Source organism: Pseudomonas syringae group sp. J309-1 (assembly GCF_032582135.1).
Classification (GTDB): domain Bacteria; phylum Pseudomonadota; class Gammaproteobacteria; order Pseudomonadales; family Pseudomonadaceae; genus Aquipseudomonas; species Aquipseudomonas quasicaspiana.
Genome location: NZ_JAWHNU010000073.1, coordinates 1 through 26,992, shown reverse-complemented (window position 1 = coordinate 26,992; position 26,992 = coordinate 1). Strand labels below are relative to the sequence as shown.

Sequence of the window (26,992 nt, the reverse complement as noted above, 5' to 3'; positions counted from 1 at the left end):
GGCAGGACGCCGGGTTAGCCGCATTGGGCCATGGATGGCCCGTTGCGGCGGCCCACGGTTCAGGATCTGCGGGCGGGCATCCCGAGCCTAGGCGAGGGACCGAGTGGTGGGGCAAGAGCCTTTTGCTTACTTTTGGGCTCATTTCAAAAGTGAGGCGCTGTAAAAGCGCAACCAATATCAGCCGTGACAGCGGTAACGGATATGTACACAAGAATTGCAGCATGAAAGTTGAGCTCAGCCCCGCAGCATTTCCTTCGGCACGTACTTGCCAATCTCGAACTTGCCAATCGCCGCCCGGTGGACCTCATCCGGGCCGTCGGCCAGGCGTAGCGTGCGCTGCATGGCGTACATATAAGCCAGCGGAAAGTCGTTGGACACCCCTGCACCGCCATGAATCTGGATTGCCCGGTCAATCACCCTCAACGCCACGTTCGGCGCCACCACCTTGATCTGGGCGATTTCGCTTTTTGCGACCTTGTTACCCACCGTATCCATCATGTAGGCCGCCTTCAATGTCAGCAGGCGCGCCATATCGATCTCCATCCGCGAGTCGGCAATCTTGTCGACATTGCCGCCCAACCGCGCCAGCGGCCGCCCGAAAGCCTCCCGGCTGATTGCTCGTTTACACATCAATTCCAGCGCACGTTCAGCCATGCCTATCGAGCGCATGCAGTGATGGATACGCCCCGGTCCTAGCCGCCCTTGGGCGATTTCAAAGCCGCGCCCTTCCCCGAGCAGCACGTTCTCATAAGGCACCCGAACATTTTCGAACACGACTTCAGCGTGCCCATGAGGCGCATCGTCGTAACCGAATACGGGTAACGGACGGACAATTTTCAAGCCGGGCGTATCGGTCGGTACAAGTATCATCGAATGCTGCTGATGACGAGGCCCATCGGGATTGCTCAGGCCCATGAAGATCAGAATCTTGCAGCGCGGATCGCAGGCACCCGACGTCCACCACTTGCGCCCGTTGATGACCCATTCATCACCCTGGCGCTCAGCAAGAGCGGCCATATTGGTGGCATCCGACGAGGCAACATCAGGCTCGGTCATGGCGAAAGCCGAGCGAATTTCCCCGCGCAGCAACGGTTCCAGCCACTGTTTTTTCTGCGCCTCGCTTGCATAGCGCACCAGCACTTCCATGTTGCCGGTATCGGGCGCCGAACAATTGAAAGGCTCCGGCCCCAGCAATGAACGCCCCATGATCTCTGCCAATGGCGCGTACTCCAGATTGGTCAGACCGGCCCCCAGCTCAGACTCAGGCAGGAATAGATTCCACAAACCCTCGGCTTTGGCCCTGCTTTTGAGCTCTTCCATGATCGCCGTAGGCTGCCAACGGTCGCCCTCAGCCACTTGCTGCTCGAATATCGGCTCAGCGGGATAAACGTGGTTATCCATGAACGCCGCGACGCGCTCGCGCAATTCCTGAACCTTCGGGGAGTAGGCAAAATCCATGGGCAACTACCTTCTGAGTGAGGTTTGTAAGGTCATGTGACGATGCTAGGCCGCCCACCAACATTTATCTAATCTATTCTCCGCGTGTATAAACATTCATAACCGATATATGATCGGGCCACGCTCCGCCAAGGCAGCGACACAACAAGAACAACACAAGAGGCGCACGGCATGAACCTGAGCAAGGTCGATCTCAACCTTTTCATTGTCTTTGACGCGATCTACACAGAAGCCAACCTGACCCGCGCCGGACAAATCGTCGGCATCACTCAGCCCGCGGTATCCAATGCGCTGGCCCGCCTTCGCGAAACCTTCAACGATCCGCTGTTCGTCCGCACCGCACAGGGCATGGTGCCCACGCCGATGGCCCAGAACATCATTGGCCCGGTGCGCAATGCGCTGTCGCTCTTGAGAGTCTCGGTGCAGGAAAGCCGGATATTCAACCCGCTGCAGGCCGTAAAAAACTACCGGATCAGCATGACTGACCTGACTGAAGCAGTGATCCTGCCCGCCTTGTTTCAGCGTCTGCGCCGCCAGGCACCGCAGGTGACCATCGAAAGCTTCTTGTCGAAGCGTCGGGAGATGACCAAAGAACTGGCTGCCGGTCGCCTTGATTTCGCCGTGGATGCACCGCTCAACACTGACCCGCAGGTGCGGCACGTCAAGCTGATGGCTGATAAATACGTCTGCGCCATGCGCCAAGGTCACCCTTTGGCGGGCAAGGAAGCGTTCAAGCTGGATGACTACCTGTCGTCGTCGCACATTCATATTTCCAGCCGTCGCAGCGGGCTCGGTTATGTCGACCTGGCGTTGGGGAAAATGGGCATCCAGCGCAAAGTGGCCCTGCGCTCACAGCATTACCTGATGGCTTCACAAGTACTGCAACAGACCGACATGGTCATGACCGTGCCGGAACGCTTCGCCAAACGTCATGAGCTGCGCTACTTCCCGCTGCCGGTAAGTGACGTTCCGGCGGTGGAAACGCACCTGTACTGGCATGAAAGCACCGACCAGGACCCGGCAAATCGCTGGATGCGCGAGCAGATCATCGAGCTGTGTCAGCAGGTCACGGCGCATGAGAACAAGCTAGAGATGGCTTGAATATCAGACTTTAATCATCTGTTATTTAAACGCTTTTTAATCATAGAAGCCGATCTTCTGTGGCAGCGGTGCTTGCCCGCGATGCATGAGACGCGGTTGCAAGGCACACCGCGTTATCGTTTATCGCGGACAAGCCCGGCTCACACAGAAATACATTCCAAGCCATGGAGCTGAGTAAGCCCTGCAGTATTTCCTGCTTGACGTATACGTAAAGGGAACCTTAGGTTAAGCCTCTGTTTTCCCGCCGAGCGCGTACATGACCAGCCAGACCTACAGCATCTCCGACCTCGCCCGCGAGCTGGACATCACCACCCGGGCGATTCGCTTTTACGAAGAACAAGGCATGCTAGCCCCCGAAAGACGTGGCCTGGAGCGTATCTACTCGGCCAGAGACAAAGTCACACTCAAGCTCATTCTGCGTGGCAAGCGCATCGGCTTTTCCCTGGCCGAATGCCGCGAATTGATCGAGCTTTACGACCCTACCGGTGGCAACCACAAACAACTGCAGACCATGCTCGGCAAAATCAGCGAACGCCGCATTCAGTTGGAACAGCAACTGCTGGATATCCAGCACATGCAGCTGGAGCTGGATACCGCTGAAGAACGCTGCAAGCTGGAGCTGAGTAAAACAATAAAAATCTAATAATTGCAGAATTATTCTCGAGTCATTCGAGAAGGAGCCAGACATGCCATTACCTGAAAGAGTGCGCCTGGTCGAAGTGGGGCCTCGCGACGGATTGCAGAACGAATCGCGGCCTGTCAGCGTCACGGACAAAGTAAAACTGGTGGATGAGCTGTCAGCGACCGGACTGACCTACATCGAGGTTGGTAGCTTTGTGTCACCCAAGTGGGTACCGCAGATGGCGGGCTCGGCAGAAGTCTTCGCCGGCATTCAGCGCAATGACAAGGTGACCTACGCCGCACTGACCCCAAACTATCGCGGCTTTGAAGATGCCCTCGCCGCTGGCGTCAGAGAAGTTGCGGTGTTCGCCTCTGCGTCCGAAACCTTCTCGCAACGCAACATCAACTGTTCAATCAGTGAAAGCCTGGAACGCTTCGCCCCGATCATGGAAGCCGCACGCTTGCACGGCATGCAGGTCCGCGGCTATGTCTCCTGCGTATTGGGCTGTCCATATGAAGGCCGAATCGCGCCCGCGCAGGTCGCAGCAGTCGCCAATGAGCTGCTTGGCATGGGCTGCTACGAAATATCCCTCGGCGATACCATTGGTGTCGGCACTCCTGATAAAACCCGTGAGCTGTTCGATGTCGTCGCGGGGCGCATCGCCCGGGGCAAACTCGCCGGGCATTTTCACGACACCTACGGCCAGGCCCTGGCCAACATCTACGCCAGCCTGCTGGAAGGCATCCACGTATTCGACAGCTCCGTCGCCGGGCTGGGCGGCTGCCCCTACGCGAAAGGTGCCAGTGGCAACGTCGCCAGCGAGGATGTTCTCTACCTGCTTGATGGGCTTGGGATCGAAACCGGAGTCAATCTGGACCGGCTGATCAATGCCGGGCAAGGCATCTGCGACGCCCTTGGCAAGGTGAACGGCTCGAAGGTCGCCAAGGCACGCCTGTCGGCATAAGGTGCGACATGATGTCACAGAGTGTTACCCTGACCTCAGTACGCAGGAAGAAACGGGTAACACGGAAACAGTCGCCAAGGATTTTCACTCAATCCAAAGCGCCCAAATTCCTCCATACCCCTGATTTCAAAGGCCTTTAAAAAACTGGCACGCCTCCTGCTATATCTTCAGTACAACAAAAATAACAATGCGCAGTAACCCAATAAAAACAAGACGTATCGGCTCTGACATAACAAGAACAAAACGGACAGAGGCGCAGCTAACAGATTTTTTTGGAGTGGATAGCTTTTCTGAGGACCTTGCAAAAGACCCTCGCAACCGGACAGAGAACAACAAAACTACCCTGAGGTAGCTCCAGACCTGGTTGGATCAACAAGATAAAAGCCGCATCAGCGCTCAAAAAAATACGTTTGCTCTTGATCCCCAATGGGATCGCTTAAAAACAGCGACAAGGGTACGGCCACCAAAAACAACAACAGGCCGCCCAACAACAAAAAAGAGCATCGAAAATACCTTGAAGGGGAGCCCAGGCTCCCTTTCGTGCTTTCTGGGATTTGGTGAGGGCGGCCACTGGGCCGTATCCATTGAAGCGCGAGATGCTCTTCACATATCCGTTTCCGCGTAAAGGCTGATATTGGTTTCGCTTTTACAGCGCCTCACTTTTGAAAGGAGCCCAAAAGTAAGCAAAAGGCTCTTGCCCCACCACTGGGTCCCTCGCTGTCGCTCGGCATACCCGTAATCCGACATTGCTGCGTGGGGCCGCCGCCACCGGCCATCCATGGCCTGAGGCGGCTAAACCGGCATCCCTGCCGGTTCACCCCACGCAGCAATATCGAATTCCGGCCGGCGTGGTTTAACGGGGCGCTTAAGGTCAACATCAAGAGCAGATCAAGAGCATGTTTCGACTAACCTATAGGCCGCGCATGTACCAGCCGCCTCGTGAATGAATTCGCTTCCATAAGGAACCTGGGTTTACAAGGCAATCGCGCGTCGACAATTGAGTTACGACCCAGTGAAACCTAATCCCCCACCGGCAGCCGCTTCAGCACCTCAATCACCTCATTCGCCGCATTGGACAATAACGACCCCGGCCGGGCGATAACACTGATACTGCGCTCTACCTGCACCGGCAACCGGACACATTCGAACAAACGACCATCGTCCGGAACCAGTCGACTGGGCAAAATCGTCATACACTGCCCCTTCCCAACCAGATCCAGCAACGTCGCCACACAACTCAACTCCCCACGATGACTAAGGCGCACCTGAGCGGCAGCCAACTGCCCATGCAACCGCTCCACCCCCGCATGACGCCAGGACACATACCTCACGCCCTCGCACAACTCGTGAAACGGCCGCGGAGTCAGCAAACGGCTTCGGGCAGCGACCAACACATAAGCATCCGACCAGCGCACATGCTCAACGTGATACTCATCAAGCGTCGTCGTGGGCAGGATCAGAATATCCGCCAACTCCCGTCGCAACACATCCAGCGTCGGATGCTGCTCGCTGCCATGCTCCACATTCAAATGCACCCCCGGATGCAGCCGGGTCATCGCCTCTACGCATGCCGCCAGAGACGTCTCGTCCATATGGCTACAGTAATGAACCGTGACACTGCCGCTGAGCTGACTTTTTTTAGCTGCTCAAGCGTCGCCAACAGACTGTCCAGCGTACGGCTGATGACCTGACCCTCCGGCGTCAGGACGCACCCGGCCCGGCTGCGGATGAAAAGCCGCTTGTTGAAATAGTCTTCCACTTCCTTGATGGCGTAACTGATGTTCGATTGACTGCAACCCAGAATCGCAGCGGCTTCCGAAAACGAGCCATGGGAAGCAACGGTCTGGACGATTTTGAAGAAGTGGGTATTCATTTTTCTTGCACTCTGTAAGCGTTGAAGGCTCTGGACTGCGCGTTGAGGAGATAGTGGCGTGCAACAAACCTGCTATGCCAGCTTGTTGCGGAAAAAGGCGGGGAGAGACGATGCAGCAGGTGCCTGGTGTCCATGGCACCGCGCTGTCTTGCGTCAAATGGTGAATCTGTAGGAGTGCACGAGTACCGCGAGGCCGCGATAGCGGTGTGTCAGACAAGACGCCATCGCGGCCTCGCGGTGCTCGTGAGCTCCTACAGAAAGATCTTCCAGATTGGATATTTATGCTTTTTTTATAACCAAAATATCAGCCAGCATCTGGCCGACCCTGTCGACCAGATGCCCTACGCAATCAGATCAATCGTTCTCGGTCCAGTCGAAATCCAGCTGCAACGCAGTACGCTCGGCCAGCTCTCGGCTGTGCAGGCGCTCCACCAGGTGCAGGCTCATGTCGATGCCGGCAGAAATCCCCGCCGAGGTCACGAAAGCGCCCTCGTCTACCCAACGCAACGTGCTAAGCACATCGACCGACGGAAACATCTCTTTAAGGTCATCAATGTCTTCCCAGTGCGTGGTCACTTGCTTACCGGCCAGCTTGCCGGTCTTGACCAGCAGAAAGGCACCGGTGCAGACTGCCGCCACCACGCGCTCCGGTACGGACTGGCCGCTGATCCAGTGGATCACCTCAGCCTTTTCCAGCTCGGCATTGACCACACCGCCCGGCACGATCAGGCAATCCATCACCGGGTGGTCATCGATGGAGAAATCGGGATCGACCTTCAACCCTGCACGGGCGCGAATCGGGTCGAGGGTACGGCCGATGGTGAATACGTTGAACAACGCCCGGTCATCGCGGCTTTTACGCAAGTGCATGCGCGTCGCGGTGGTGAAGACTTCGTAAGGACCTGCGAAATCGAGAACTTCGACGTCGTCGTAGACGTAGATACCGATGTTGATAGACACGAACGTACTCCTGGATCGCACCGGCGACCGCTGGCAAATGTTTAGGCAACCGCCTGATTTCAGGGCTTCAGGTTAACCAGTACATTTGCACCGGACTACTGGCGGAAATGCCAATATCCGGTAACATCGTGCCATGAAAAATCATCTTGTCGTCGCGCTCATCTACAACCAGCTGTGCACCTTCGAATTCGGCTGCACGGTTGAAGTATTCGCCCTGAAAAGACCCGAGCTGGGTGTGACCTGGTATGAGTTCGCCACCTTCCCGGTGGATGAAGGCCAGATCACGGCGGCAGGCGGCATTACCATCGTGCCGACGCCCGGCGAAGTGTTGCTGGAGAACGCCGATACCATCATCGTGCCAGGCTGGCGCGGGGTCGAATCCGAGGTTCCTCCCAAGCTAATCGCTCAGTTGCAGGCGGCGCATGCTCGTGGCGCACGCATCTGCTCGATCTGTACCGGTGCATTTGTCCTGGCGGCGGCGGGTTTGCTCGAAGGCAAGCGTGTCACGACTCACTGGCGCTATACCGATCTGCTGGCCAGCATGTACCCGGAGCTGACGATCCAGCCCAATGAGCTGTATGTCGATCAGGGCCAGATCGTCACCGCTGCGGGTTCCGCCGCGGGCCTGGACATGATGTTGCATCTGGTGCGTAACGATCACGGCGCGAAAGTCGCAAACATGGTCGCGCAGCGCATGGTCATCCCGCCCCACCGCGAAGGCGGTCAATCACAATACGCCTCGCGCCAGCTGGTCTCTGCCAGCGAAGGCCCGATATCAAAGCTGATGGACTGGATCCGCAGCGACCTGCAACGCCAGCACAGTATCAAGGACATGGCGGATCACGCAGCCGTCAGCACCCGCACGCTGCATCGCAGTTTCATGGAAAGCACCGGTTTGACCCCCAACGACTGGCTGCTGGGCGAGCGCATTGCCTACGCGAAGGAATTGCTCGAGTCGTCGAACATGCGCCTGACTGAAGTCGTGGAGGTGGCCGGGTTCGGTTCCGAAGAGTCTTTTCGTCGCCACTTCCGCAACATCGTCGGCGTCAGCCCGAGCAGCTACCGTAAGCAATTCACCAGGGCTTGATGGCTCGCTGCGAGTAAATCGCTTCGATCAGCGCGTCAGGAAATGCTCCCCAGGCACCCGCTACCGCAGTGTTGGTCATCGTCACCAGACTGATCGCGGCTTGCGGGTCGACCCAATAATTGCAACCGTAAATCCCGCACCACGACCAGCTTCCGGCCCCCTGTAACTGCCGGGCCTGCTGCGGATCGGTCAACAGCATGGGCCCGAGGCCAAACTTCCAGCCCGGCCCCCTGCCCTCGATCTGCACTTCGCCAATCGCATTGCTTAACAGACTGGACGTGGCGGCCTTGGTCAATATCGGCGAGCCGCCTAGCCGTAAGCATTCCAGCAAACGCATGTAGTCATCAGCGCTGCCGATCATCCCGGCCCCGGCCGATGGCCAGGCGTGTGGATCACCGCTGCGACAAGCCGATACGCTGGCTCGGCCGGTTTCCAGACGCAGCTCATCAGTGCCATTGATCAATACCGGCAGACAGGCGTCGTCCTTGTAGGCACACGCCAGGGTTTGCGGATCACCCTCCTGAAACCCGGTAGCGCTCATTCCCAGCGGCCCGGTGACCCAATGCTCAATGGCCTCAGGTAACGTTATGCCTGTCGCACGCTGAATCACCACACCCAGCACGTCGGTGGCGAGTGAATACCTCCAAGCGCTACCCGGCTCGAACAGCAAAGGAATGCTCGCCAGCCGCCTAAGATTTTCAGCCTGATCGAAAGCCACACGGTCCAGCCCGTCGCTGACGCCGGCCTGCTCGTAGGCATTACCGACGGGCAATTCGAACCCGTAGGCCAGGCCCGACGTGTGGGACAGCAGATGCCGCAGCGTAATGATCGGCGCTGAGCCGTCCGCCAGTTTTGGCGTGAAGTCCGGCAGCCAGCGGTTCACCGCATCGTCGATGCATAACAGGCCATGCTCCTGTAAGCGCAGGATGCAGACCGACGTGATCAGCTTCGTCAGCGACGCCAGCCTGAAACGCTCATCGCGAGTGATAGGCCTCAGAGCCTCACGATCCGCCCAACCCCGGGCGCAGGCATAACGAACCTCGCCCGCCTGCGCCAGCAGCAACACGCCACCGACAATCCGGCCCTCATCAACGACGCCATGCCAGACGTCGTCAATGCGCTTGATCGTTGCGTCATCAACAATCACCGGCCTCGCACCGCATTGCAGAAAATCTGCGTGTACATCTCAGCCGAATGGCGGATCGGATTGGTGTGCGAGCAGCCATCGGCAAAGGCCATCTGCCCCACCAGCGCGGCGTCACGCTCGTCGATACCCAACGCGCCAAGGGTATGGGGAATACTGATTTGCTCACGCAGCGTCAGCAGCCACTCCATCACCCCGTTAAAGCCCGGCCGGGTCAAACCCAGCGCCACCGCCAATTCATCCATCTGCGGCCCCAGCACCGATTGATTCGCTTGCAACACGTAGGGCATCAGGATTGCGTTGAGCAACCCGTGATGATGGTCGTACAGGGCGCCCAGCGTCTGAGCAATCGCATGCACACCGCCCAGCCCACGCTGAAAGGCAGCCGCGCCCAGGCTGGAAGCGACGAGCATTTCCTGCCGGGCCTGCAGGTCGCTGCCATCGGCGACCGCGCGGGGCAGGAACTGCTTGATCATCTGCATGCCCTTCACCGCGACGGCTTCCGCCATGGGGTGATACACCGGCGAGCAGTAGGCTTCCATGCAGTGGGTCAAGGCATCGACACCGGTTGCTGCGGTCAGGTCAGCGGGCAAGCCGAGTGTCAGGTTGGCATCGAGAATGGCCACTCGCGGCATCATCCGGATGTGCAGGATGGTGCGTTTGACCCTTGCCTGTTCGTCCGTGATCACCGAGGCCCGGCCGACTTCCGAGCCGGTCCCGGCCGTGGTAGGCAAGGCGATAATCGGAGCGATGCCATCAGGATCAGCACGCCGATGGTTTTCACCGATGTCCTCAAAGTCCCACAGCGGGCGAGTCTGACCGGACATCAATGCGATGGCCTTGGCCGCATCCAGCGCCGAACCGCCCCCGAAGGCAATTACCCCGTCATGGTCGCCTGCTTTGTAGGCTTGCAGCCCATCGGCGACATTGGTCCCGGTCGGGTTGCCTTTGACCTGATCGAACAGACCGCAGATGCCAAGCGCCTTGCGGCAATCGGCCAGCGCACGCTGGATCATGTCAGTGCCCCCGAGAAAACGGTCGGTCACAAGCAGGGGCCGACGGATACCGCTGGCTTCGCAGGCACTGGCCAATTCCCGAACCCGTCCTGCCCCTACCCGGATTGAGGTCGGGTAGTGCCAATCATTGCTTTGCATGGTGTTCATCCTTGTTCAAATCAATAAGAGTTGCCCCGTGCCCCTGACACCGCACTGTCGCGCAGCAAACACAGTTCCGTGTGGGAGCGGTGCTTGCCCGCGATAAGGGCGACGCGGTCTGAAGGGTAAATCGCGGTGCTCTTATCGCGGGCAAGCACCGCTCCCACAAAAATCGCACCTATTCAGTGATTCATGATTTGTTTGATAGGGGGTCGCGCAGGTTGCGGATCAGACAGGCCACAACCCAATCAGCAAGCGCAGGCCAAACGCAACCATGAACACACCCGTAGTGAGGTCGATGGCCTTTTTCATGCGCTGGTAACGCGCCTGCACCGCGGGAATGGAAAACAGGGTGGCGAGCAACACGAACCAGGAGATGGCCAGCACGGCAATGATCGAAACGCCGGCGGTGCGCACCCACATTGGCAAGCCTGGAGTCGACACGGTGGTGAACACGCTGGTGTAGAACGCCAGTGCCTTGGGGTTGGTCATGTTGGTCAGCAAACCGAAGCGGTACGCCCGCCCCAGGCTGCCAATACCCAGTTCGCCGATGTTGCGCGGTTTGGGTTGCGCCCCGGCACCGCGCAGGCTTTTGCTGCCCAGCCACATCAGGTAGGCGCCTCCCAGCAACTGCAAAGCGGGTTGCGCCCAAGGCAGTTGCTGGAACATCAGCCCCAGCCCCGTGCAGGCCAGCAATGCCCAGATGATGCTGCCCGACGCGACGCCTAGCCCGGCGCAGATGCCCTGCTGCCGGGACTGGCTGATGGACAACTGGGTGATGACCAGAAAGTTCGGGCCGGGGCTGATGATCAGCACGATAAAAGCGCCGGCGAGCGCGGTCAGCAAAGTGATCTCGACCATGGAGATAATCCTTTTTCAGTGATGGGACAGAGGTGGATGCTTCGGGTTAATACACCGCCAGGTTCTCGACCTCGGCGTGCAGCGCAGCAAGGCATGCCTGCACCGCAATCCGCGCCTGCAGCGGCGCTTTGCAGGCTGGATCCGGCGTTGGCACGTAATGGTTGTAAAAGGTGCTGCCTTCGACGCAGGGTCCAAGCACCCATAGGCGCTGGTGGGTTGAACCGTCACGACGTAACACCCGGCTTTGGGCATCAACCGCGATACCGTCAGCCGGGTATGGATGCGCGGCCCTGATCAGCCCCTGTGCCAGCATGTCGTTGATCACAGGCGAATGGCTCTGGCTCAGGCCGCTATGGGGGTTGCGGGCATTGATCAGTTCGTCGATTTCAATAGCGTGGATGCTGTCAGGTGCTAAAGGCGTGACCACGCCTGCATCCAGCAGCGCCAGCAAATCTTCGTACCGTTCTTTCTGCGGCCCACCGACCAGCCGATTACCAAGGCCCGCCCATGCGCCGAAGAACTCAAGGGTCGAGCGATCATTGAGGCCGTCATGATCGGCGGTCAGGCGCAACAGGTCTCGGCAATCACGCCAGACCTCCAGCGCTTGTGTGAGCGGGCTGGCATCAACGCCCAGGCAGCCGCGCGCCAGATCGCAGGCAATCCACTGCCGAAACCATTGCGGGTAGTGCTGCGGATCACCTTGCCAACCGCGAATGCTCAGATAGTCCTGCGGCTCGAACGGACCAAAGTCCTCGGCCAATGATGCAAAAACGTCCCGCAGCGCTTTGGCTTCCCTCGCGCTTTGCAGTGATTGGCTAACGCGCTCCAGTTGCCCAGGTTGTTGCAGGCGCACCTTCGCCAGATAGAAAACGGCGCGCATCTCGTCTTCGATCAGCGGCAAAATCTGTTCAGCGAAATCCAGTCGCCCTTCTGTACTGTGTTTGCGCAGTTCGACAATGGCCTGCGCCGTGAAGAACAACCGTTGCGTCACCGAAGCTCGCGGCCTGCCTTGCGGCCGGCAATGAAATGGCAGGCCCGAACGGGAAAACAGATAAATCTGCGGCTCCCGCCCCGAAGGCTGATAACGCCAGGCGCTCTGGCTGTCGCCACGAACGAAACGGCCACCGCGACCTTCGGTCAGGTGAGCGATTTGATCCATGGCACTCAGGCCAAGGCCTTCAATCGCTACGCGTTTAGCATCACAATTTGTATCCAGTTGCGGCGCATGACCGGTGGTCAGAAACACTGCGCCGGCTTCAAGGTGCAGGCCGTGGCCGGTGTACAGGTGAAAGCCTTGATCGTCAGGATTCGGCCGACAGCCAATGACACGGTCGCGACGATGTTTGACCTGCACATGCGCCGGGCAAAGCGTCAGCAGATACCGATAGCAGTCGCGCAGGTAACGGCCGAGCAGCTTGCGCGGCACAAAGTCAGCAAACTCGATGGCCCGCCCGCTCCCGCTGAGGCTTACATGACCGCGCTCATCCAGACGCAGTCCTTCGGCGATGCACCATTGCAGAAAGGTCAGGCCCGGCGTTTCATCAGGCTCCCAGGCCGGGTACGCCGATGAAAACCCGGACAACTGGCCCGCCATGGTGTTGAGCATCAGGTAGTCAGGCTGCTCCGGCAGATGCAGACCGCTGCCGGGCAGCTGTGGGTCGAACAGATCGATCATCAGCGGCGTGTGCGGAACCCGTCGGGCCGCACCGATCAGCTGCTCCAGCACGCTGAGGCCGCGAGAGCCCATGCCGATGATGGCAATGCGTTGAGCGTCGATGAACATTGGCATGGTCATCACCAGCGCTTCGATTCGAAGAAAAACTCCGGCACCGGCAATGCCGCGCCCTGCTCCACTGCGCGGTCATAGACCCGCTTGCCCACCGCCAGATCGAGTACACCGAGGCCAAACGGCGAGAAAATCGTCGGCCGGTCCGGGCTGACTTCCACTTCGCCCAGCATCAGTTGCGCCAGGGTGCCGGTGATGAACGCGCGGTGTTGATAGCGCTGAACGGCCAGATCCGGCGAAGTCTGGGCTTTGAGGCAATGCTCAACGTCGTCAAGGATGTTATTGGCCTGAGCGATGATGTCCGGCCCCAGATCCCGCAGGGAAATATTGAGCAGGATCTGCTCAGGCCGAAAGCGCTGCTCAATAGCATAAGGGCTCGGCGCAGTGGTGGCGAACACCACGACGTCGGCCTGCAACGCGCTATCGAGGTCCACCGCCTGGCAGGTCAGCTCATGCTGCACGGTGGCGTGACCGACAAGTGCGGCGGCTGAATCACTGTGCAGGTCGAACACCTCCAGCGCGTCGATCTGCCAACCATCGCTGACGAACATGTCGAGAATGGTTCGGGCAATGAACCCGGCCCCTACCACCGCCAAGCGCCCGATCCTGCGCTGCTGCCTGTTCAGCCAGCGCGCCGCCAGCACCGCTGAAGCCGCAGTGCGCATGGCGCTGATCCGCGACGCTTCCAGGCAGGCGTAGGCATAACCGCTGCGCGCATCATTGAGGATCAATACCGCTGAGGCACGTTGCAGACCGGACTCAATGTTGCCGGGGAAACTGGAGATCCACTTGATGCCACTGACCGGTTGCTCACCGGACAGGCTGGCAGGCAGGGCGATAATTCGATTAGCCGGTGCGTGGGGAAAGCGCAGAAAGTAACTGTCGGGGTTGATGCTGCGCCCCGCGTGATGCTCCAGATAGGCCTGCTGGACATCGTCGATGCAAGCCACCGGGTCGTCGGCAAGAATCCGTGCAACGGTCTTGCCATCCACCACATGAAAGGCCGATTGCTTCAGACGTGCACTGTGCAAGTCTGTGGTCCTGGACGGCTCGATGGGCATGTCATCCAGGGTCATCTGCAACACCTGACGGCCAAACCGCTGCTCGACCCAGTGATCGTCGTAGAGGGTGTCGAGGTAACGCTCGCCCCAGTCCGGCGACAACGCAACGACCACCGAACCCGGTTCAATGCGTTCACGCCAGGCATGCACCGCCGCGATGACCGTCGCAGTGGAACCGCCCACCAGCAGACCTTTACTGCGCGCCAATAAACGGCACATGGCAATGGTCCGTTCTTCCGGGACCATTTCCAGATAGTGAATGCCTTCGGCATTGAAAATCGGCGGCCGCTGACTGGTACCAAGGCCTGGAATGAAACGCTTGCCGGGCGGCGTATCAAAGGTCACCGAGCCCACGCTGTCCACCGCCACAATCGTCGTCGCAGGGTGGTGACGCCGAAAATACTGCACGCAGCCCATCAGGGTGCCGGTGGTCCCCGCGCCAACAAACAGGTAATCCACATGGCCGAAGTGGCGGCCGATGGACTGCGCAGTCGTTCGGGCATGAGCCCGGGGATTGGCAGCGTTTTCGTATTGGTTGAGCCACACGTAGCGCGGGTCTGCCGCGACTTTCTGGCGGATCAGCGCGATGCGTGTACCGAGATATCCGCCGTTGGCGTCCAGCGCATCGACCTGGATGACCTCCGCCCCATAGGTCTGCATCAGGCGGATGTTGTGACTGGAGCTATTGGGATCGACCACGCAGGTGAACCTGATGCCGCGCTCGGCACAGATCATCGCCAGCGCCACCCCCAGATTGCCCGACGAGGATTCGATCAGCACGGTGTCCGCGTTAATCTGGCCCCGGCTCTGCAAATCATCGACCAGGCCGACGGCCGTCTTGAGCTTGATCGAGCCCGCAGGATTCAGCGACTCCATTTTTAAAAAGAACTCAGGCCCGATCCCCGCTACTTTGAGAAACGTCTGGTCGTGAACGATTTCGGAAATATTGTTGTACATGAGGGTCACGTCATTCCGTCAGCAGCGGTTCAAGGGTTTGCGCCTGCACGGCGCGTTCGAGGCCCAGCGCGATACGCTCGGCGCGCAATGCCATCAGCGAAAACGACTGACTGTCGCTGATACCGTGGCTGCGTTCGGAGAGTCCATTGACCCACACGTTCACGTCGCACTGGCCCTGGGTGGCGACGCGGTAATCGCGATCAATCACCAGTCCTCCATCCACATCGGCTTTGAGCCACGGCTGCAAATTGCTCAACAGCGGCGGCATGACAGGTTGCTGATAACCGGTCCCCAGCACGATGGCGTCTACCTCCAGCACCTGACTGTGCAAGCTAAAGGTGTCTGTCAGCGTGACCCGGTAACCATCAGTGGTTTTTTCCACCTGGCGGATCTCGCTGTAGCCATGGGTACGCAGGCGTTGGCGGCCGGCGATGGCGTCTTCGTAGATCAACGAGAACAGCTTCTGGCTTTCGTCCGGGTCAATACCGGCGTAGTTGGTCGAACGGCTCCAGCACAGGAAACGCTGGCGGGCGGCAGGGTCCAGGCTGTGGAAGTAATCCACGTGATCCGGCGCGAAAACCCGGTTGGGGAACTGCCCGAGCTGGGTCAGTTTGAAACCCGCAGAACGATGGGCCGAATGCACAAGAAGGTTGCGCTCACGGGCGATCAGCTCGAGTACCGACTCACTGGCGCTCTGGCCGGAGCCGACTACCAGCCAGCGTTTGGGCAATGAGTCACCGAACGCCTGCAAGCGGGTCAGAAATTGCGAGGTGTGGAACAGCGTCGGGCCGAGCAGACCCTGAAATAGTTCAGGGATAGAAGGCGCGCTGCCGCTGGACAGCACGATATTGCGGGTTTCGACACGGCCATTCGGCGTCTCGACGCGCACAGCGCTCAGGCGTCCCTCCTCCATCACCGGCAGGATTTCGCTGACTGGCGCGTTGAACTGCGTTTGACCATCCACCTGGGCCGAGACCCAGCGCAGGTAATCCGACCATTCATGGCGGCTGGCCGGGCGACCTAGCAGGCCGAAATCGAACAGGCGGCCCTTATCCTTGAGGTACATGGCAAACGAAAAGCGGCTGCGCGGATTGCGCGGCGTGACCAGATCACGGAACACGTGATGATTGATGTCGGTGCCGCTGAGCAGCAGTTCGCGATGCCATTGTGTGTCATGGGCGGCTTCAAGAAAACGTACGGAAAGCTCACCGAGCGGCGAACCCGCATCGCGTGCGTCTTCGAAGACACACGACAGCGCGATGCCTGCCGGGCCGAAGCCAATACACACGGCGTCTGCGTGAACGCCCCCTGCTGTTGATGCACTCATTTGCGTCCCATCCATAGTGTTGAAAGGCGTTGCTATTCGGAAATGGGCTGCAGCCCTTGAGGGCCAACCCGCCAGAGGGTGTTAAATGCGCCCCGGCGCTCACCCTGGTCGAAACTGACCTCGCCCATCGGCGTGTTGAAGGTGGTGTGATTGAGCGCATGAAGCAGCTCGGCTCGACGCGAATTGCGGCTGGTCAATGCGCCCAGCACGTGGAACAGCAGCAGGCTTTCCCGGTAGTAGGTTTCAGGCGCAGTTTCAGCGGCTGTTCCGAACAGCGCCGTGTATTGCAAGGTGCCTGGACATGGCTGCGCTTTGGTTTCGGCATTGCCGAAGCCGATTACCCAGGTGTTGCAATCGTCCGCAGCGGCGTTGCCCAGATAGGGCGAAGCGGCGTCATCGGTCAGGATCAGCGGCCGCTGACTGCCCTGGGCGCGACGTCGCTGCCAGTGCTCGCGACTGCTGCGCAGGCGTCCGGCAAACACTTCCACCTGCGCCTGCTCGCGCTCGTCGGTCTTGTGTATGCCGTAATCCCGCGCGGCCCGGGCAATACCCTTGGCAAGGGCTTGTCCGTGAGCGCTGTGGTCGGCGCTGATGTGCAAGGTTTGCCAGCCTTTAACCGCGATCCAGCCGAGCAGATCCCTGGTCAATTGCCGGTCCGACGGACAAAAACGGAACACGTTGTGATGGTCTTGCGTCAGGCAATCGATGGTCGCCGCCGGGGTCAGCAGCGGGATGCCCGATTGCCGATAAACAGGTGCCGCGCTGACCGCCGCGTCGGATGAAAAATGGCCGATCATCAGATCGACGCCGGCGGCCACCATCTGCTCCGCGACCTGCTCGGCACGCACACGATTAGCGCCGTCATCAAGAAAATGCCACTGCACCTGAGCCAGCGCAGGTATGAAGTTTCGCGCTACGCACATCGCCCGTAGAAAAGTTCTGGCGTGGGGGGTGTCCGCAGGATTAAACAAGGCCGACACGCCGACTTTGAGCATCGTCATGGCTGCACTCCAGCGACAACGTCTGCATGTTGCATGGCACGCCTCGAGCAAAGTGCCGACCAGCCGGCGCTGGCTTCCTGACCCAGCAGGCGGCTTTGCATCTGCTCAAAAGCTATCTGAGCGATGCCCGGAGCGAACTTGAAGCCCAGGCCGGACATGCCACTGGCAAGGAACACCGGACTGTCTTCCCCGACAAAGCCCAGCAGCGGGCGACCGTCAGGGCTGTAGCTGTCAAACCCCGGCAGCACGTCAAGCACCTCAGGATGCATGCAGCCGGTGAGCTGGCGCACCCGCTCAACAGCGTTTTGCCGATTGCGCAGGTCGGTGGGTGGCAGATCATCCGGGGATTGCTGCGTGTCGCGAAAGCCACAGCCGGTCTGCACCACCTGACGGGTCAGAGGGATCAGGTAACTCTGGCTGACTGCATCAATCAGCGGCATGCGGCATTCTGTGTCGGTCAGCACCCGGGCCAGCGGAATGGAGCGGGTTTCAAGTTGCAGACCCGGTACCCATTGCCGACTCCAGCCACCGGCCGCCACCACGACCGCACGGCAGCGCAGAGTGCTTTCGTCCAGCCGTATCTGGACCTCGTGAGTTGATTTGCAATCAATGGCGCGTACTTCGCAATGCTCCAGCAACAGGCCATTGCGCCGCACGACATCTGCCAGTAGTTGCGTCGCCAGCCGTACATTGCCGATGCAGGCATGCGGCTCGTACAGATTGACCCGGGCCTGATCCGGGCAATGTGGAAACTGCACGCCGTCCAGTTCGCGACTGGCAATCAGGCGCATGGGATAACGAGGGCTGGCATGCTGCTCGATGGCTCGGCAAAGGTTGTCCATTTGCTCAGGCGCAGCGCGGTAAATGGCGCCGCTGCGCCGCAAGGCCCGGGCGTATGTGTTGGCGAAAATACCGTCGTCCATCAGGTCGATGGAAAACGCAGCCAGGTCCATCAACAGTGGATCAGGGTCATACAGCCGCACCAGTCCGCCGGAAAGCGCACTCGCTCCGCCAGCGCCTGCGGCGCCCTTATCGATCAAGGCCACAGCCAGCCCGGCGGTGCTTAGCCGGGCCGCAATACTGGCGCCGACAATGCCCGCGCCGATTACTGCGACGTCATAGTCCATCAACATGAGGTGTGCGTCCGTTCAAATGCAGTATTCAGCGGCCGAGCCGGTGAGAATCGTTGCGCTGACCCTGTCCAGTGGCAGCTCGAATGACTCGACGATGCGTGCTGCGGTGTCGGGGATCAGCGCCTCACCGGTGACCGCGATGAACGCCGCGAAGTGGCTGACCGGGCGCCCTTCGCCCAGACGGATACGGGCGATGGCAATAACGTCGAGGAGCACGCTCGCCATGGTTTTCATGGAGAACTGTTCCGGCTGGGTGGCCTTGATCCATTGCAGCCGCAGCGCTTCGAGCAATCCGGCGTCAGGTCCACACATGCCGCTCCACCAACTGCCGCGTTGCTGCGCACCTGTCTCAAGCAAAGCAGGGAAAAAATCGCCAAACAGAGCTTCGCGCCAGAGCAGGAAATGCTGCAGACGGAAATCGCCTTCGCATTCCTCCGGCGCAATGCTCGCCAGATACAGCCGGGCGCTGTCGGCACAGGCCTGCCGTGCCAGATCGGCTACCCAGATCGCATGGTTGCGGCTGGTGGATAGATTCAGGCCATCAAGCTTGAGGAACTGGTTGGGCATGAAATGTTGGCGGATTTGCAGATCGTCCAGCACCGACAAAAGCGCCGGGTAGACCACCGCGTGGCTGAACACACAGTCGAAACCGAGAAAATGCACCAGCGTGCCCTGCCCCGATTGCCAGTACTGCTGGAACAGTTGAGGTTCGCCTGTCTGAGCGGCATGTTCGCGGAACGCGGCCATGTAACCGGCCAGCCCCATGAACCAGGTGTGTACCCGGCACGAATCACCTTCGGCCAGATCCAGCCCCGCGTCGCCGGGTCGTGTCACGCCCCAGTCGTGCAGATGTTCGAGCGTCTCGGGCAGCCAGCTGTCCAGCGGTTTGCGCCATTTGCGATTGAGCAGGCTGTCGCGTAACGCGGGTTTGAACTGCGCCAGCTTGAGGAATGCCCGATGGCTGTTGCGCCACTGAACAGGCTCACTGCACAGCTTGCAACGCAGTTCGGTCATCAGTTCGGAGTCGGGAGCCTGAGCGCAGTTTTCACACTGGCTGGCATCGGACTCGGCACCGCAGTAGTTACACATACCACGAGCGAATGCTTCATAGCCCCAGACGTCACAATCCGGGCAGTACGCTTCGCTGGAGTCACGAAATTCGATAACACCCGCCTCACGGGCCTTGTCAAAAACCTCTCGCACCGCATCAGCGAAGAACGCGTTACCGTGGGGCCGCATCCAGTTGTCGGGTCTGATATTGATCGCCGCCAGCGACGCTTCAATCCGGTCGGAATTGCGGCCGGCCAGTTCCACCGGATCCACGCCCTGCTCCAGCCCTTTGCGCAGCATGTACGACTGGTAATCGTCGGAGTAGGAAACCAGTACGCAATCGTGACCCTTTTGGCGCTGGACCCGGGTGAACACATCCGCCCCGAGAAAAGGCCCGGCGATGTGCCCGATGTGCAGGTCCCCATTGGGTGTCGGCGGCGTGATGGTGACAACGAACCTAGTCATTCAGGCACCCCGTGGTTTCGTTGTGCTGAGCGACGAAGTCATTGACGGTGTTCATGTCCCACCAGACCACGTAGAAGTGAAAGTCCTCTTGCGAGTCATTAATGATGTAGTGATTGGTGTGTTTCGGAATGGCCGCGATATCGCCCACGCCGAACTCCAGCTCACGCTCGCCCACGATCAGTCGCGACCGGCCTTTGATGGCGATGAAGATTTCCTGATCGATCTGGGTATGCGCTTCGCTACTTGTTCCGGGCCGGACCACGCACCAGCCCCCGGCGAACGGCATGGGATAGCCCTCCCATGGCAGTAAACGACTGCCATCCAGGCCGTACTCATGGACGAGATTATCGAAGCGGGTTTGTCGAAGTATTTCGAACTTCTGCATGTTCAGCCTCCGTGGCTAATTGATGGCCAGGAGCATGCTATCGACGACGAAAAGTGGCTATCGGATCCATTGATATAACAACAGCTGCGTATCGAATTTTTAGATTTTCAGGGCGGCAGGGTCGCGCTTCGAGCGAGGTTTTTATCGTTATCTACATGGGTTAGCTTTTATCAAACAATGCAACTATCAGAATGATTTTCTGTAGGCGCTCACGAGCCCCGCGAGGCGCGATGGCGTTCTTTCTGATACACCGCCATCGCGGCCTCGCGGGGCTCGTGCGCTCCTACAGGTCTCAGACAAATTCGGGACATATGAGGATTGGGAACATGCGATTTTTATGTGGAGCTAATCTACTTAGTTAGAAACACTATGAAATATACTGAGCATCAGTACTATTGACATGAAAGAATCTTGTTGTAGAGATTTTCTTCAATGATCAGAACTGCAATAAACCTCACCGAAGAGCCATCATGCAAAACCGATAATAGTCACTATCAACTTTCGTAATAGTCCAAATCTTCCGGCCGGTGTTAGTGTTGGCGGCGATGAAGAACATGTTTCAATCGCTTTCTGACTCCGCATCAGAAAGCGCCAGATTGATGCTCCCGCTTCATCACTCCTTTGGTTAAGACTTTCAGCCACCTCACTTTTTGTGCGGTGGTTTTTTTTTGGATTTTGCCCTGATGTGGTGCTCAGCACTGGAGTCGCACGGCAGTTTCTGGTCTATTAGCCCCTCGACTGCCGATTCAAAGCGCACATTCAGCTTCCGCATACAGGTAATTTTTGATGTCTGCCCAACGCTTCAAGCACATCCTCACGACCTTTACCGTTCTCGCGTCCCTGACCGTGGCTGCAAACGCTTCCGCTCACGCGCATCTTGAGAGTCAACTGCCCGCGGCTAAAAGCACTGTCACCAGCCCTAAAGAGCTGCGCCTGCAATTCTCGGAAGGTGTCGAAGAAAAATTCACCAAGGTCACCATCACTTCAACCGCGAAAAGCGGAAAAAACATGGTTGAACCGGTTCCGGCTATCGCAACCGACCCGGCGGACAAGAAAACCCTGATCGTGACACCCGCAGCACCTTTGGCTGCGGGCGACTACAAGGTTGAATGGCACGCCGTCTCGGTTGATACCCACAAAAGCGAAGGCAGCTACAGTTTTACTGTCAGCCCCTGATCCATGCAGACCGCACTCATCCTGTGTCGTTTTGTGCACTTCTGGGTGCTGTTGACGCTGTTTGGAATGTACCTGTCCCACAACCTGTTGCTGCGCTCACGACTCGCGCGCGGTAAACATCTGCTGCCCAATCGGGTGATGCGCTGGCTTGCCGGGTCAGCACTGATCAGCGCCATTGCCTGGTTGATGCTGACCGCCGCGAGCATGGCAGGCAGTTGGGCGCAGAGCGTTGACCCACAGACCCTGCTGCTGGTGCTGAGCCACACATCATTCGGCAAGTTCTGGGCCTGGCATATGGGTCTGAATCTGGTGTTGCTGGCGCTGCTGCTCAAGCCGGGTAGCCCGTCTCCCATACTGCGCCTGCTACTCACAACCCTGCTTCTGGCTACGTTGGCCCCTGTTGGGCATGTGGCGATGTTCGACGGCGTCTATGGCGGGATGTTGATCCTTAATCAGTTCGTTCACCTGCTCTCGGTCGGCGCATGGCTGGGTGGCCTTTGCCTGTTGCTGATGTTGCTATTGGTGCAGGGCCGCGACGCGGAAATTGATATGCGGGCCGTCCTGCTGCGTTTTGGCGGGTTTGGATACTTCATGGTGGCGCTGATCATCGTGACAGGACTGATCAACGTCCGCGTCATGAGTGGCGCACCATGGCCTGCACCGGCTTTTTCCGGCTTCGGTCTGGTGCTCGCCGTCAAAGTGAGCATGGTGTTGTGCATGTTGGCGCTGGCCCTGTTCAACAGGTTGATGCTCAGTCGCCACGTCTTACGCCTCGACATCGTGCGAGTCAGCATCGTGATCGAATGCCTGTTTGGCATGGCTGCCCTGGCGGCGGTATCACTGCTGGGTACATTGCCGCCAATGCTTGCCGAATAGGTCGAGTTTGACCGCAAGACTCGGAGTGCAGCCTCTTCGGCCACTGCATAAGCTGGAACTCATTGTATCGGTGCAAGGTATCGGCTCATGACTCGCAACAGATCGTCCTCTTCGGCCACTGAAAATGATCCGCGCTGGCTCTCAGTGCTGGCCCGGGATGCGTCGGCTGACGGGCAGTTTGTCTATGGCGTGCGGACAACCGGCGTGTATTGCCGCCCGAGCAGCCTGTCGCGACTGCCCAACCCGGACAATGTGGTGTTTTTTGATAACCCGGAGCAGGCGGAAGCGGCCGGTTATCGGCCCAGCAAACGCATCGCCGCTGACCAAAGCCACGTTGCTCAACAGCATGCTGCCCTTGTGGCCAGTGCCTGTCGCTGCATTGAACAGGCTGAGTCGGCCCCCAGCCTCAAGTCGCTGGCGCAGGATGCGGGGCTAAGCCCGTACCACTTCCACAGGGTTTTTAAAACCGTCACCGGCCTGACACCCAAGGCTTATGCCGATGCGCATCGAGCAAAAAGGATACGCCAGCAACTGACCTCGGGCGGCTCGATCACCGACGCGCTGTACGATGCAGGTTTCAACTCCAGCAGCCGTTTTTACGCTGCATCGGATGCGCTGCTCGGCATGAAACCGGCCCAGTATCGTCAGGGCGGTAACGACACAGAGATTCGCTTCGCCATCGGTGAGTGCTCATTAGGCTCGATTCTGGTGGCTCAAAGTCAGCGCGGCGTTTGCGCCATTCTGCTTGGCGATGATCCGGAAGTTTTAGTGCGGGACTTTCAGGATCAGTTTCGCCAGGCGACCCTGGTCGGTGCTGACGATGACTTCGAGCAGATGATCGCCAACGTGGTGGGCTTTATCGAATCGCCGAACCTGGGTCTGGACCTTCCGCTGGACATGCGGGGCACGGCGTTTCAACAGCGGGTGTGGCTGGCGCTCAAAGACATTCCGCCTGGCAGCACCGCCAGTTATGCGCAAATCGCTCAGCGCATCGGCGCCCCGAAATCCTTCCGTGCAGTGGCTATGGCCTGCGGTGCCAACCAACTGGCAGTGGCCATTCCCTGCCATCGAGTGGTGCGCAGCGACGGCGGTCTTTCAGGGTATCGGTGGGGCGTTGAGCGCAAGCAGCAGTTGCTGGATCGGGAGATTGAACTGGCACAAGAACCTGGTGCTGCGCTGTCGTTCAAAGAAAGCCAGTGATCCGCAGGACACCGCTATTGCGCTCCAAACACCGGCCCCTGTAGGAGTGAGCTTGCTCGCGATAGCGGTAGACCCGTTGAGAAATTACCGCCTGGCCTGACGCTATCGCGAGCAAGCTCACTCCTACAGGGGATCATATTTGCTGAACGACAGCGCTGTGTCAGCATGCCCCCTACCGATTCACATCCACCACCACCCTGCCCCTGACCTCACCCGCCAGTAACTTCGGCGCAATGTTGATCACCTCGCTCAAGCCGATTTCACGGCTGATCAGTGACAACAACGATAGATCCAGGTCGGTCGCCAGCCTCTCCCACGCGGCGATCCGGTCAGCGCGGGGCCTGGTGACGCTGTCGATGCCCGCGAGGATAATACCGCGCAGAATGAATGGCGCCACAGACGCTGGAAACTCCATGCCCTGGGCCAGTCCGCACGCAGCAACGGTGCCGCGATAGCGCGTGGCGGCGCAGATATTGGCAAGGGTGTGGCTGCCGATCGAATCAATGGCGCCCGCCCAGCGTTCCTTGCTCAACGGACGACCCGGCTCGGACAGGGTATTACGATCAATAATCTCAGCCGCGCCCAGTTGTTCAAGGTAAGCGGTTTCATTCAAACGCCCGGTGGATGCCACCACCCGATACCCCAGCCGGGACAGGATCGCCACGGCAAAGCTGCCCACGCCGCCGTTGGCCCCGGTGACCAGCACATCACCCTTGTCAGGGGTTACGCCATTACTCTCCAACGCCATCACTGCGAGCATTGCCGTGTAACCGGCGGTGCCGATGGCCATGGCTTGTGCAGCACTGAACGTGTCGGGCAGTTTGATCAGCCATTTGCCCTGCAAGCGGGCTTTCTGCGCCAGCCCGCCCCAATGCCCTTCACCGACTCCCCAGCCGTTTAGCACCACCTGGTCGCCCACTGCAAAATCAGGATCACTGCTGGCAGTGACGGTGCCAGCCAGATCGACACCCGGCACCATCGGAAAACTGCGCACAATTGGCCCATCACCGGTTATTGCCAACCCGTCTTTGTAATTGAGCGTGCTGTAGGCGACGTCCACGGTCACGTCGCCTTCGGGCAGCGAATCCTCGCTCAACTCAGCCAGCCTTGAACGATAGCCGTTGTCGTCTTTTTCGATGAGGATGCCTTTGAACATGGGTGCCTCCAATTTAGACCGATCGTCTTTTAATAGCCAAAAAGGTTCATTGCGGTAGCCCGCGCAGAAACCCCGTGATGAAGGTGTTGAGTGGCGCATCGCTGGCAACCAGACGCGCCCGCAACACCGCGCCTTCCCAACCAATCCAGAAGAACGCCGCCAGCTCGTCGCAGTCAGCACCGCGAGCCAGTTCGCCATGGGCTTGAGCAGCACGGAAACAGGCACTCAAGCGCGCTTGCCAGTCGAGAAAGATGCCTTCCAGGATTTCCCGGAAGCCTTGCGGCAACAGACAGACTTCCTGCCCCAGGTTGCCCACCAGACAGCCGCGGCGATATTCATGGCGGGCCATGCCGGTCTTGGCGTTTTGCACAAAGCCGACCAGACGCTCAAGCGGAGTCAGGGTTTCATCCAGCAGCCAGCGATCAAGTCTCTGCGAGAAGTAACCGGCGTAGTGATTCAGCACCGCATGGCCGAAGGCTTCTTTGCTGGGGAAGTAGTGATAGAAAGAGCCCTTGGGCACGCCAACCCGCTTGAGGATGTAGTCGATGCCAGTAGCAGTGAAGCCCTGTTCGGTCAGCACTTCAGTGCCACAGCGAATCAGCGCTTCACGGGTCTCGAAGTTCTCTCGGTCGACCTTGGGCGGGCGGCCTGGGCGGCGTTTCAATTCAGGTGCATTCATGAGGCGCAATATTAGACCGATCGTCATTTATGTCAATGCGCTTACCCCGGTGGTTGCCAAACGCCCCGCGCCGACGCTCAATAGCGCCTCGAACAGCCATTCAAAAAGCCCTTCAACCACATCGCATGGAGCCGTCTATGAGCGCCTGGCCTGATACCCGTATCCTCGACCTGTTTGGCATTCAACTGCCGATTCTTCTAGGGCCCATGGCGGGTGCTGGCGGTTCGGCGCTGGCCATCGCGGTAGGCAACGCGGGCGGCCTGGCCTCCCTTCCCTGTGCGATGCTGGGACCGCAGCAGATTCGCGATGAAGTGGCCCTCATCCGTCAGCACAGCACTGCCCCGCTGAACCTCAATTTCTTCTGCCACCAGCCACCGCAGGATGACCCGCAAAGCCACGTAAGCTGGAAGGAAGCGCTGCAGCCTTACTACCAGGAGCTCGGCGCAGATTATGACGCACCGACACCTGTCTCCAGCCGAGCGCCTTTTGATGCTGTCAGTTGTGAGCTGGTCGAAGCATTGAAACCTGAAGTGGTCAGTTTTCACTTCGGCCTGCCCGAAACCGCCTTGCTTTTACGGGTCAAGGCCACCGGAGCCAAGGTCATTGCGTGCGCCACCACTGTCGCAGAAGCCGTCTGGCTGGAGACCCAAGGCTGCGACGCGATCATTGCCATGGGCTACGAGGCTGGCGGGCATCGCGGGATGTTCCTCAGCACTGGATTAGACACACAGGTCGGGACCATGGCCCTGGTACCGCAGATCGTCGACGCGGTCAGCGTGCCGGTGATTGCCGCCGGGGGAATCGCTGACGGCCGTGGAGTCGCAGCCGCCTTCATGTTGGGCGCATCAGCAGTACAGGTCGGCACGGCCTACCTGTTCTGCGCGGAGGCCAAAGTCAGCAAGCCTCACTATCAGGCGCTGCGGACCGCTGACGAAAGCCAGACCGCACTGACCAATATTTTTACCGGCCGCCCGGCCCGAGGCATTGTCAATCGGATCATGTCGGAACTGGGCCCGATAAGCTCTTTGGCACCGGCCTTTCCTCTGGCCGGAGGCGCCCTGATGCCGTTGCGAGCGATTGCCGAACCGCAGGGCAATGGCGATTTCATGAACCTCTGGGCTGGCCAGGCGGTCGGGATCAAGCATGCACAAGGTGCGGAAGATCTGACCCGCACGATTGCCAATCAGGCGCTGGAAAAACTCAATCGTTCATAAACTTAGCTTCCATGGGTCCTGACCTCGCTATATATTCCGTTATATAGCGAACGCCCGACATTGAGGTCGTTCGGATACCGACTACGCCATGGAGCTGTTCAATGCGCACGTTTCACAAAAGCCTCGCCTTCAAATCCCTGACGGGTGTCATTGCCGCACTGGCGATGGGCTCCGCCTTCGCTGACGAAGTCCAGGTCGCGGTTGCCGCAAACTTCACAGCGCCGATTCAGGCCATCGCCAAGGATTTCGAGGCTGACACCGGACATAAGCTGGTGGCGTCATTCGGCTCCACCGGGCAGATC

25 protein-coding genes are annotated in these 26,992 nt (G+C 59.1%); 9 read left to right on the top strand and 16 right to left on the bottom strand.

Annotated elements, in window-relative coordinates; all coding sequences use genetic code 11:
• Positions 1-234: 234 nt before the first annotated feature.
• Complete coding sequence (locus tag RX972_RS26285) at positions 235-1,458, bottom strand: acyl-CoA dehydrogenase (protein ID WP_263272151.1); 1,224 nt, start codon at positions 1,456-1,458, stop codon at positions 235-237.
• A 171-nt stretch (positions 1,459-1,629) separates the two neighbouring features.
• Here RX972_RS26285 and RX972_RS26280 point away from each other — a divergent pair, with 171 nt between their 5' ends.
• From RX972_RS26280 to RX972_RS26270, 3 genes are all read left to right on the top strand, one after another.
• Entirely contained in the window at positions 1,630-2,559 is a 930-nt protein-coding gene (locus RX972_RS26280; RefSeq protein WP_255878507.1) for a LysR family transcriptional regulator, read from the top strand.
• Between the two features lie 256 nt (positions 2,560-2,815).
• Entirely contained in the window at positions 2,816-3,202 is a 387-nt protein-coding gene (locus RX972_RS26275; RefSeq protein ID WP_255885183.1) for a MerR family transcriptional regulator, read from the top strand.
• 43 nt (positions 3,203-3,245) lie between these two features.
• Positions 3,246-4,145 carry a hydroxymethylglutaryl-CoA lyase gene (locus RX972_RS26270; RefSeq protein ID WP_316879836.1) on the top strand — a complete coding sequence of 300 codons (900 nt, stop codon included), beginning with the start codon at positions 3,246-3,248 and terminating at the stop codon, positions 4,143-4,145.
• 1,019 nt (positions 4,146-5,164) lie between these two features.
• Here the strand turns inward: RX972_RS26270 and RX972_RS26265 are convergent.
• The 3 genes from RX972_RS26265 to RX972_RS26255 form a co-directional block, all read right to left on the bottom strand.
• Positions 5,165-5,737 (bottom strand): LysR family transcriptional regulator substrate-binding protein, encoded by a 573-nt coding sequence (locus RX972_RS26265; protein WP_255879705.1) that lies wholly within the window; start codon positions 5,735-5,737, stop codon positions 5,165-5,167.
• A complete protein-coding gene (locus RX972_RS26260) occupies positions 5,707-6,018 on the bottom strand; it encodes a LysR family transcriptional regulator (RefSeq protein ID WP_231667441.1) in 312 nt (103 codons plus the stop codon). The genes RX972_RS26265 and RX972_RS26260 overlap by 31 nt, the downstream gene beginning before the upstream one ends.
• Positions 6,019-6,372: 354 nt before the next feature.
• On the bottom strand, positions 6,373-6,978 hold the full coding sequence (locus RX972_RS26255; RefSeq protein ID WP_316879832.1) for a DJ-1/PfpI family protein: 606 nt from the start codon (positions 6,976-6,978) through the stop codon (positions 6,373-6,375).
• Between the two features lie 133 nt (positions 6,979-7,111).
• Between RX972_RS26255 and ftrA the strand changes: the two genes are divergently transcribed.
• Positions 7,112-8,065 (top strand): transcriptional regulator FtrA, encoded by a 954-nt coding sequence (ftrA, locus tag RX972_RS26250; protein ID WP_027902353.1) that lies wholly within the window; start codon positions 7,112-7,114, stop codon positions 8,063-8,065.
• Here ftrA and RX972_RS26245 read toward each other — a convergent pair.
• The 10 genes from RX972_RS26245 to RX972_RS26200 all read right to left on the bottom strand — a co-directional run bounded on the left by RX972_RS26245 (position 8,052) and on the right by RX972_RS26200 (position 20,389).
• The gene (locus tag RX972_RS26245) at positions 8,052-9,212 is read right to left on the bottom strand and encodes a serine hydrolase domain-containing protein (RefSeq protein ID WP_316879830.1); all 1,161 of its coding nucleotides are present in this window, start codon (positions 9,210-9,212) and stop codon (positions 8,052-8,054) included. The two genes, ftrA and RX972_RS26245, sit on opposite strands and share 14 nt — an antisense overlap.
• Positions 9,209-10,363, bottom strand: a complete 1,155-nt coding sequence (locus RX972_RS26240; RefSeq protein WP_316879828.1) for an iron-containing alcohol dehydrogenase — start codon at positions 10,361-10,363, stop codon at positions 9,209-9,211. The genes RX972_RS26245 and RX972_RS26240 overlap by 4 nt, the downstream gene beginning before the upstream one ends.
• A 228-nt stretch (positions 10,364-10,591) precedes the next feature.
• A complete protein-coding gene (locus tag RX972_RS26235; RefSeq protein WP_316879825.1) occupies positions 10,592-11,224 on the bottom strand; it encodes a LysE family transporter in 633 nt (210 codons plus the stop codon).
• Between the two features lie 46 nt (positions 11,225-11,270).
• Positions 11,271-13,007 (bottom strand): FAD/NAD(P)-binding protein, encoded by a 1,737-nt coding sequence (locus RX972_RS26230; protein ID WP_316879841.1) that lies wholly within the window; start codon positions 13,005-13,007, stop codon positions 11,271-11,273.
• Between the two features lie 11 nt (positions 13,008-13,018).
• Complete coding sequence (sbnB, locus tag RX972_RS26225) at positions 13,019-15,028, bottom strand: 2,3-diaminopropionate biosynthesis protein SbnB (RefSeq protein ID WP_316879823.1); 2,010 nt, start codon at positions 15,026-15,028, stop codon at positions 13,019-13,021.
• 10 nt (positions 15,029-15,038) lie between these two features.
• Positions 15,039-16,355, bottom strand: coding sequence for a SidA/IucD/PvdA family monooxygenase (locus RX972_RS26220; RefSeq protein WP_263272139.1), 1,317 nt, complete (start codon positions 16,353-16,355; stop codon positions 15,039-15,041).
• A 32-nt stretch (positions 16,356-16,387) separates the two neighbouring features.
• Positions 16,388-17,356, bottom strand: a complete 969-nt coding sequence (locus RX972_RS26215) for an ABC transporter substrate-binding protein (RefSeq protein ID WP_316879820.1) — start codon at positions 17,354-17,356, stop codon at positions 16,388-16,390.
• Positions 17,353-18,489 carry an NAD(P)/FAD-dependent oxidoreductase gene (locus RX972_RS26210; protein ID WP_263272136.1) on the bottom strand — a complete coding sequence of 379 codons (1,137 nt, stop codon included), beginning with the start codon at positions 18,487-18,489 and terminating at the stop codon, positions 17,353-17,355. Before RX972_RS26210 ends, RX972_RS26215 begins: the two co-directional genes overlap by 4 nt.
• Positions 18,490-18,504: 15 nt before the next feature.
• Positions 18,505-20,004, bottom strand: coding sequence for a methionine--tRNA ligase (locus tag RX972_RS26205; RefSeq protein ID WP_316879816.1), 1,500 nt, complete (start codon positions 20,002-20,004; stop codon positions 18,505-18,507).
• Complete coding sequence (locus RX972_RS26200; protein WP_122808796.1) at positions 19,997-20,389, bottom strand: cupin domain-containing protein; 393 nt, start codon at positions 20,387-20,389, stop codon at positions 19,997-19,999. The genes RX972_RS26205 and RX972_RS26200 overlap by 8 nt, the downstream gene beginning before the upstream one ends.
• A gap of 786 nt (positions 20,390-21,175) precedes the next feature.
• On the opposite strand from RX972_RS26200, the gene copC reads away from it, so the two are divergent.
• The 3 genes from copC (at position 21,176) to ada (ending at position 23,641) form a co-directional block, all read left to right on the top strand.
• Complete coding sequence (copC, locus tag RX972_RS26195; protein ID WP_027898553.1) at positions 21,176-21,565, top strand: copper homeostasis periplasmic binding protein CopC; 390 nt, start codon at positions 21,176-21,178, stop codon at positions 21,563-21,565.
• Positions 21,566-21,568: 3 nt separating this feature from the next.
• Positions 21,569-22,441 carry a copper homeostasis membrane protein CopD gene (gene copD, locus RX972_RS26190; protein ID WP_316879813.1) on the top strand — a complete coding sequence of 291 codons (873 nt, stop codon included), beginning with the start codon at positions 21,569-21,571 and terminating at the stop codon, positions 22,439-22,441.
• Positions 22,442-22,528: 87 nt separating this feature from the next.
• A complete protein-coding gene (gene ada / locus RX972_RS26185) occupies positions 22,529-23,641 on the top strand; it encodes a bifunctional DNA-binding transcriptional regulator/O6-methylguanine-DNA methyltransferase Ada (protein ID WP_316879811.1) in 1,113 nt (370 codons plus the stop codon).
• Between the two features lie 172 nt (positions 23,642-23,813).
• Here the strand turns inward: ada and RX972_RS26180 are convergent, their stop codons facing one another.
• Both RX972_RS26180 and RX972_RS26175 read right to left on the bottom strand, forming a co-directional pair.
• Entirely contained in the window at positions 23,814-24,797 is a 984-nt protein-coding gene (locus RX972_RS26180) for an MDR family oxidoreductase (protein ID WP_316879808.1), read from the bottom strand.
• 46 nt (positions 24,798-24,843) lie between these two features.
• Complete coding sequence (locus RX972_RS26175) at positions 24,844-25,476, bottom strand: TetR/AcrR family transcriptional regulator (protein WP_316879806.1); 633 nt, start codon at positions 25,474-25,476, stop codon at positions 24,844-24,846.
• 137 nt (positions 25,477-25,613) lie between these two features.
• Between RX972_RS26175 and RX972_RS26170 the strand changes: the two genes are divergently transcribed.
• Positions 25,614-26,690: a nitronate monooxygenase family protein gene (locus RX972_RS26170; protein WP_316879804.1), complete on the top strand. Its 1,077-nt coding sequence runs from the start codon at positions 25,614-25,616 to the stop codon at positions 26,688-26,690.
• A gap of 164 nt (positions 26,691-26,854) precedes the next feature.
• Positions 26,855-26,992 (top strand): substrate-binding domain-containing protein (locus tag RX972_RS26165; RefSeq protein ID WP_410478268.1); only part of this gene is annotated, 138 nt, incomplete at its 3' end.

Bases quoted from the DNA above. Each gene is read 5' to 3' on its own strand.
- RX972_RS26180 (WP_316879808.1), bottom strand. From the start codon at position 24,797: ATGTTCAAAGGCATCCTCATCGAAAAAGACGACAACGGCTATCGTTCA.
- copD (WP_316879813.1), top strand. From the start codon at position 21,569: ATGCAGACCGCACTCATCCTGTGTCGTTTTGTGCACTTCTGGGTGCTG.
- copC (WP_027898553.1), top strand. From the start codon at position 21,176: ATGTCTGCCCAACGCTTCAAGCACATCCTCACGACCTTTACCGTTCTC.
- RX972_RS26215 (WP_316879820.1), bottom strand. From the start codon at position 17,356: ATGACGATGCTCAAAGTCGGCGTGTCGGCCTTGTTTAATCCTGCGGAC.
- RX972_RS26280 (WP_255878507.1), top strand. From the start codon at position 1,630: ATGAACCTGAGCAAGGTCGATCTCAACCTTTTCATTGTCTTTGACGCG.
- RX972_RS26175 (WP_316879806.1), bottom strand. From the start codon at position 25,476: ATGAATGCACCTGAATTGAAACGCCGCCCAGGCCGCCCGCCCAAGGTC.
- RX972_RS26265 (WP_255879705.1), bottom strand. From the start codon at position 5,737: ATGGACGAGACGTCTCTGGCGGCATGCGTAGAGGCGATGACCCGGCTG.
- RX972_RS26235 (WP_316879825.1), bottom strand. From the start codon at position 11,224: ATGGTCGAGATCACTTTGCTGACCGCGCTCGCCGGCGCTTTTATCGTG.
- RX972_RS26230 (WP_316879841.1), bottom strand. From the start codon at position 13,007: ATGTTCATCGACGCTCAACGCATTGCCATCATCGGCATGGGCTCTCGC.
- RX972_RS26200 (WP_122808796.1), bottom strand. From the start codon at position 20,389: ATGCAGAAGTTCGAAATACTTCGACAAACCCGCTTCGATAATCTCGTC.
- RX972_RS26270 (WP_316879836.1), top strand. From the start codon at position 3,246: ATGCCATTACCTGAAAGAGTGCGCCTGGTCGAAGTGGGGCCTCGCGAC.
- RX972_RS26240 (WP_316879828.1), bottom strand. From the start codon at position 10,363: ATGCAAAGCAATGATTGGCACTACCCGACCTCAATCCGGGTAGGGGCA.
- RX972_RS26275 (WP_255885183.1), top strand. From the start codon at position 2,816: ATGACCAGCCAGACCTACAGCATCTCCGACCTCGCCCGCGAGCTGGAC.
- ada (WP_316879811.1), top strand. From the start codon at position 22,529: ATGACTCGCAACAGATCGTCCTCTTCGGCCACTGAAAATGATCCGCGC.
- RX972_RS26210 (WP_263272136.1), bottom strand. From the start codon at position 18,489: ATGTTGATGGACTATGACGTCGCAGTAATCGGCGCGGGCATTGTCGGC.
- RX972_RS26260 (WP_231667441.1), bottom strand. From the start codon at position 6,018: ATGAATACCCACTTCTTCAAAATCGTCCAGACCGTTGCTTCCCATGGC.
- RX972_RS26220 (WP_263272139.1), bottom strand. From the start codon at position 16,355: ATGAGTGCATCAACAGCAGGGGGCGTTCACGCAGACGCCGTGTGTATT.
- RX972_RS26205 (WP_316879816.1), bottom strand. From the start codon at position 20,004: ATGACTAGGTTCGTTGTCACCATCACGCCGCCGACACCCAATGGGGAC.
- ftrA (WP_027902353.1), top strand. From the start codon at position 7,112: ATGAAAAATCATCTTGTCGTCGCGCTCATCTACAACCAGCTGTGCACC.
- RX972_RS26170 (WP_316879804.1), top strand. From the start codon at position 25,614: ATGAGCGCCTGGCCTGATACCCGTATCCTCGACCTGTTTGGCATTCAA.
- sbnB (WP_316879823.1), bottom strand. From the start codon at position 15,028: ATGTACAACAATATTTCCGAAATCGTTCACGACCAGACGTTTCTCAAA.
- RX972_RS26285 (WP_263272151.1), bottom strand. From the start codon at position 1,458: ATGGATTTTGCCTACTCCCCGAAGGTTCAGGAATTGCGCGAGCGCGTC.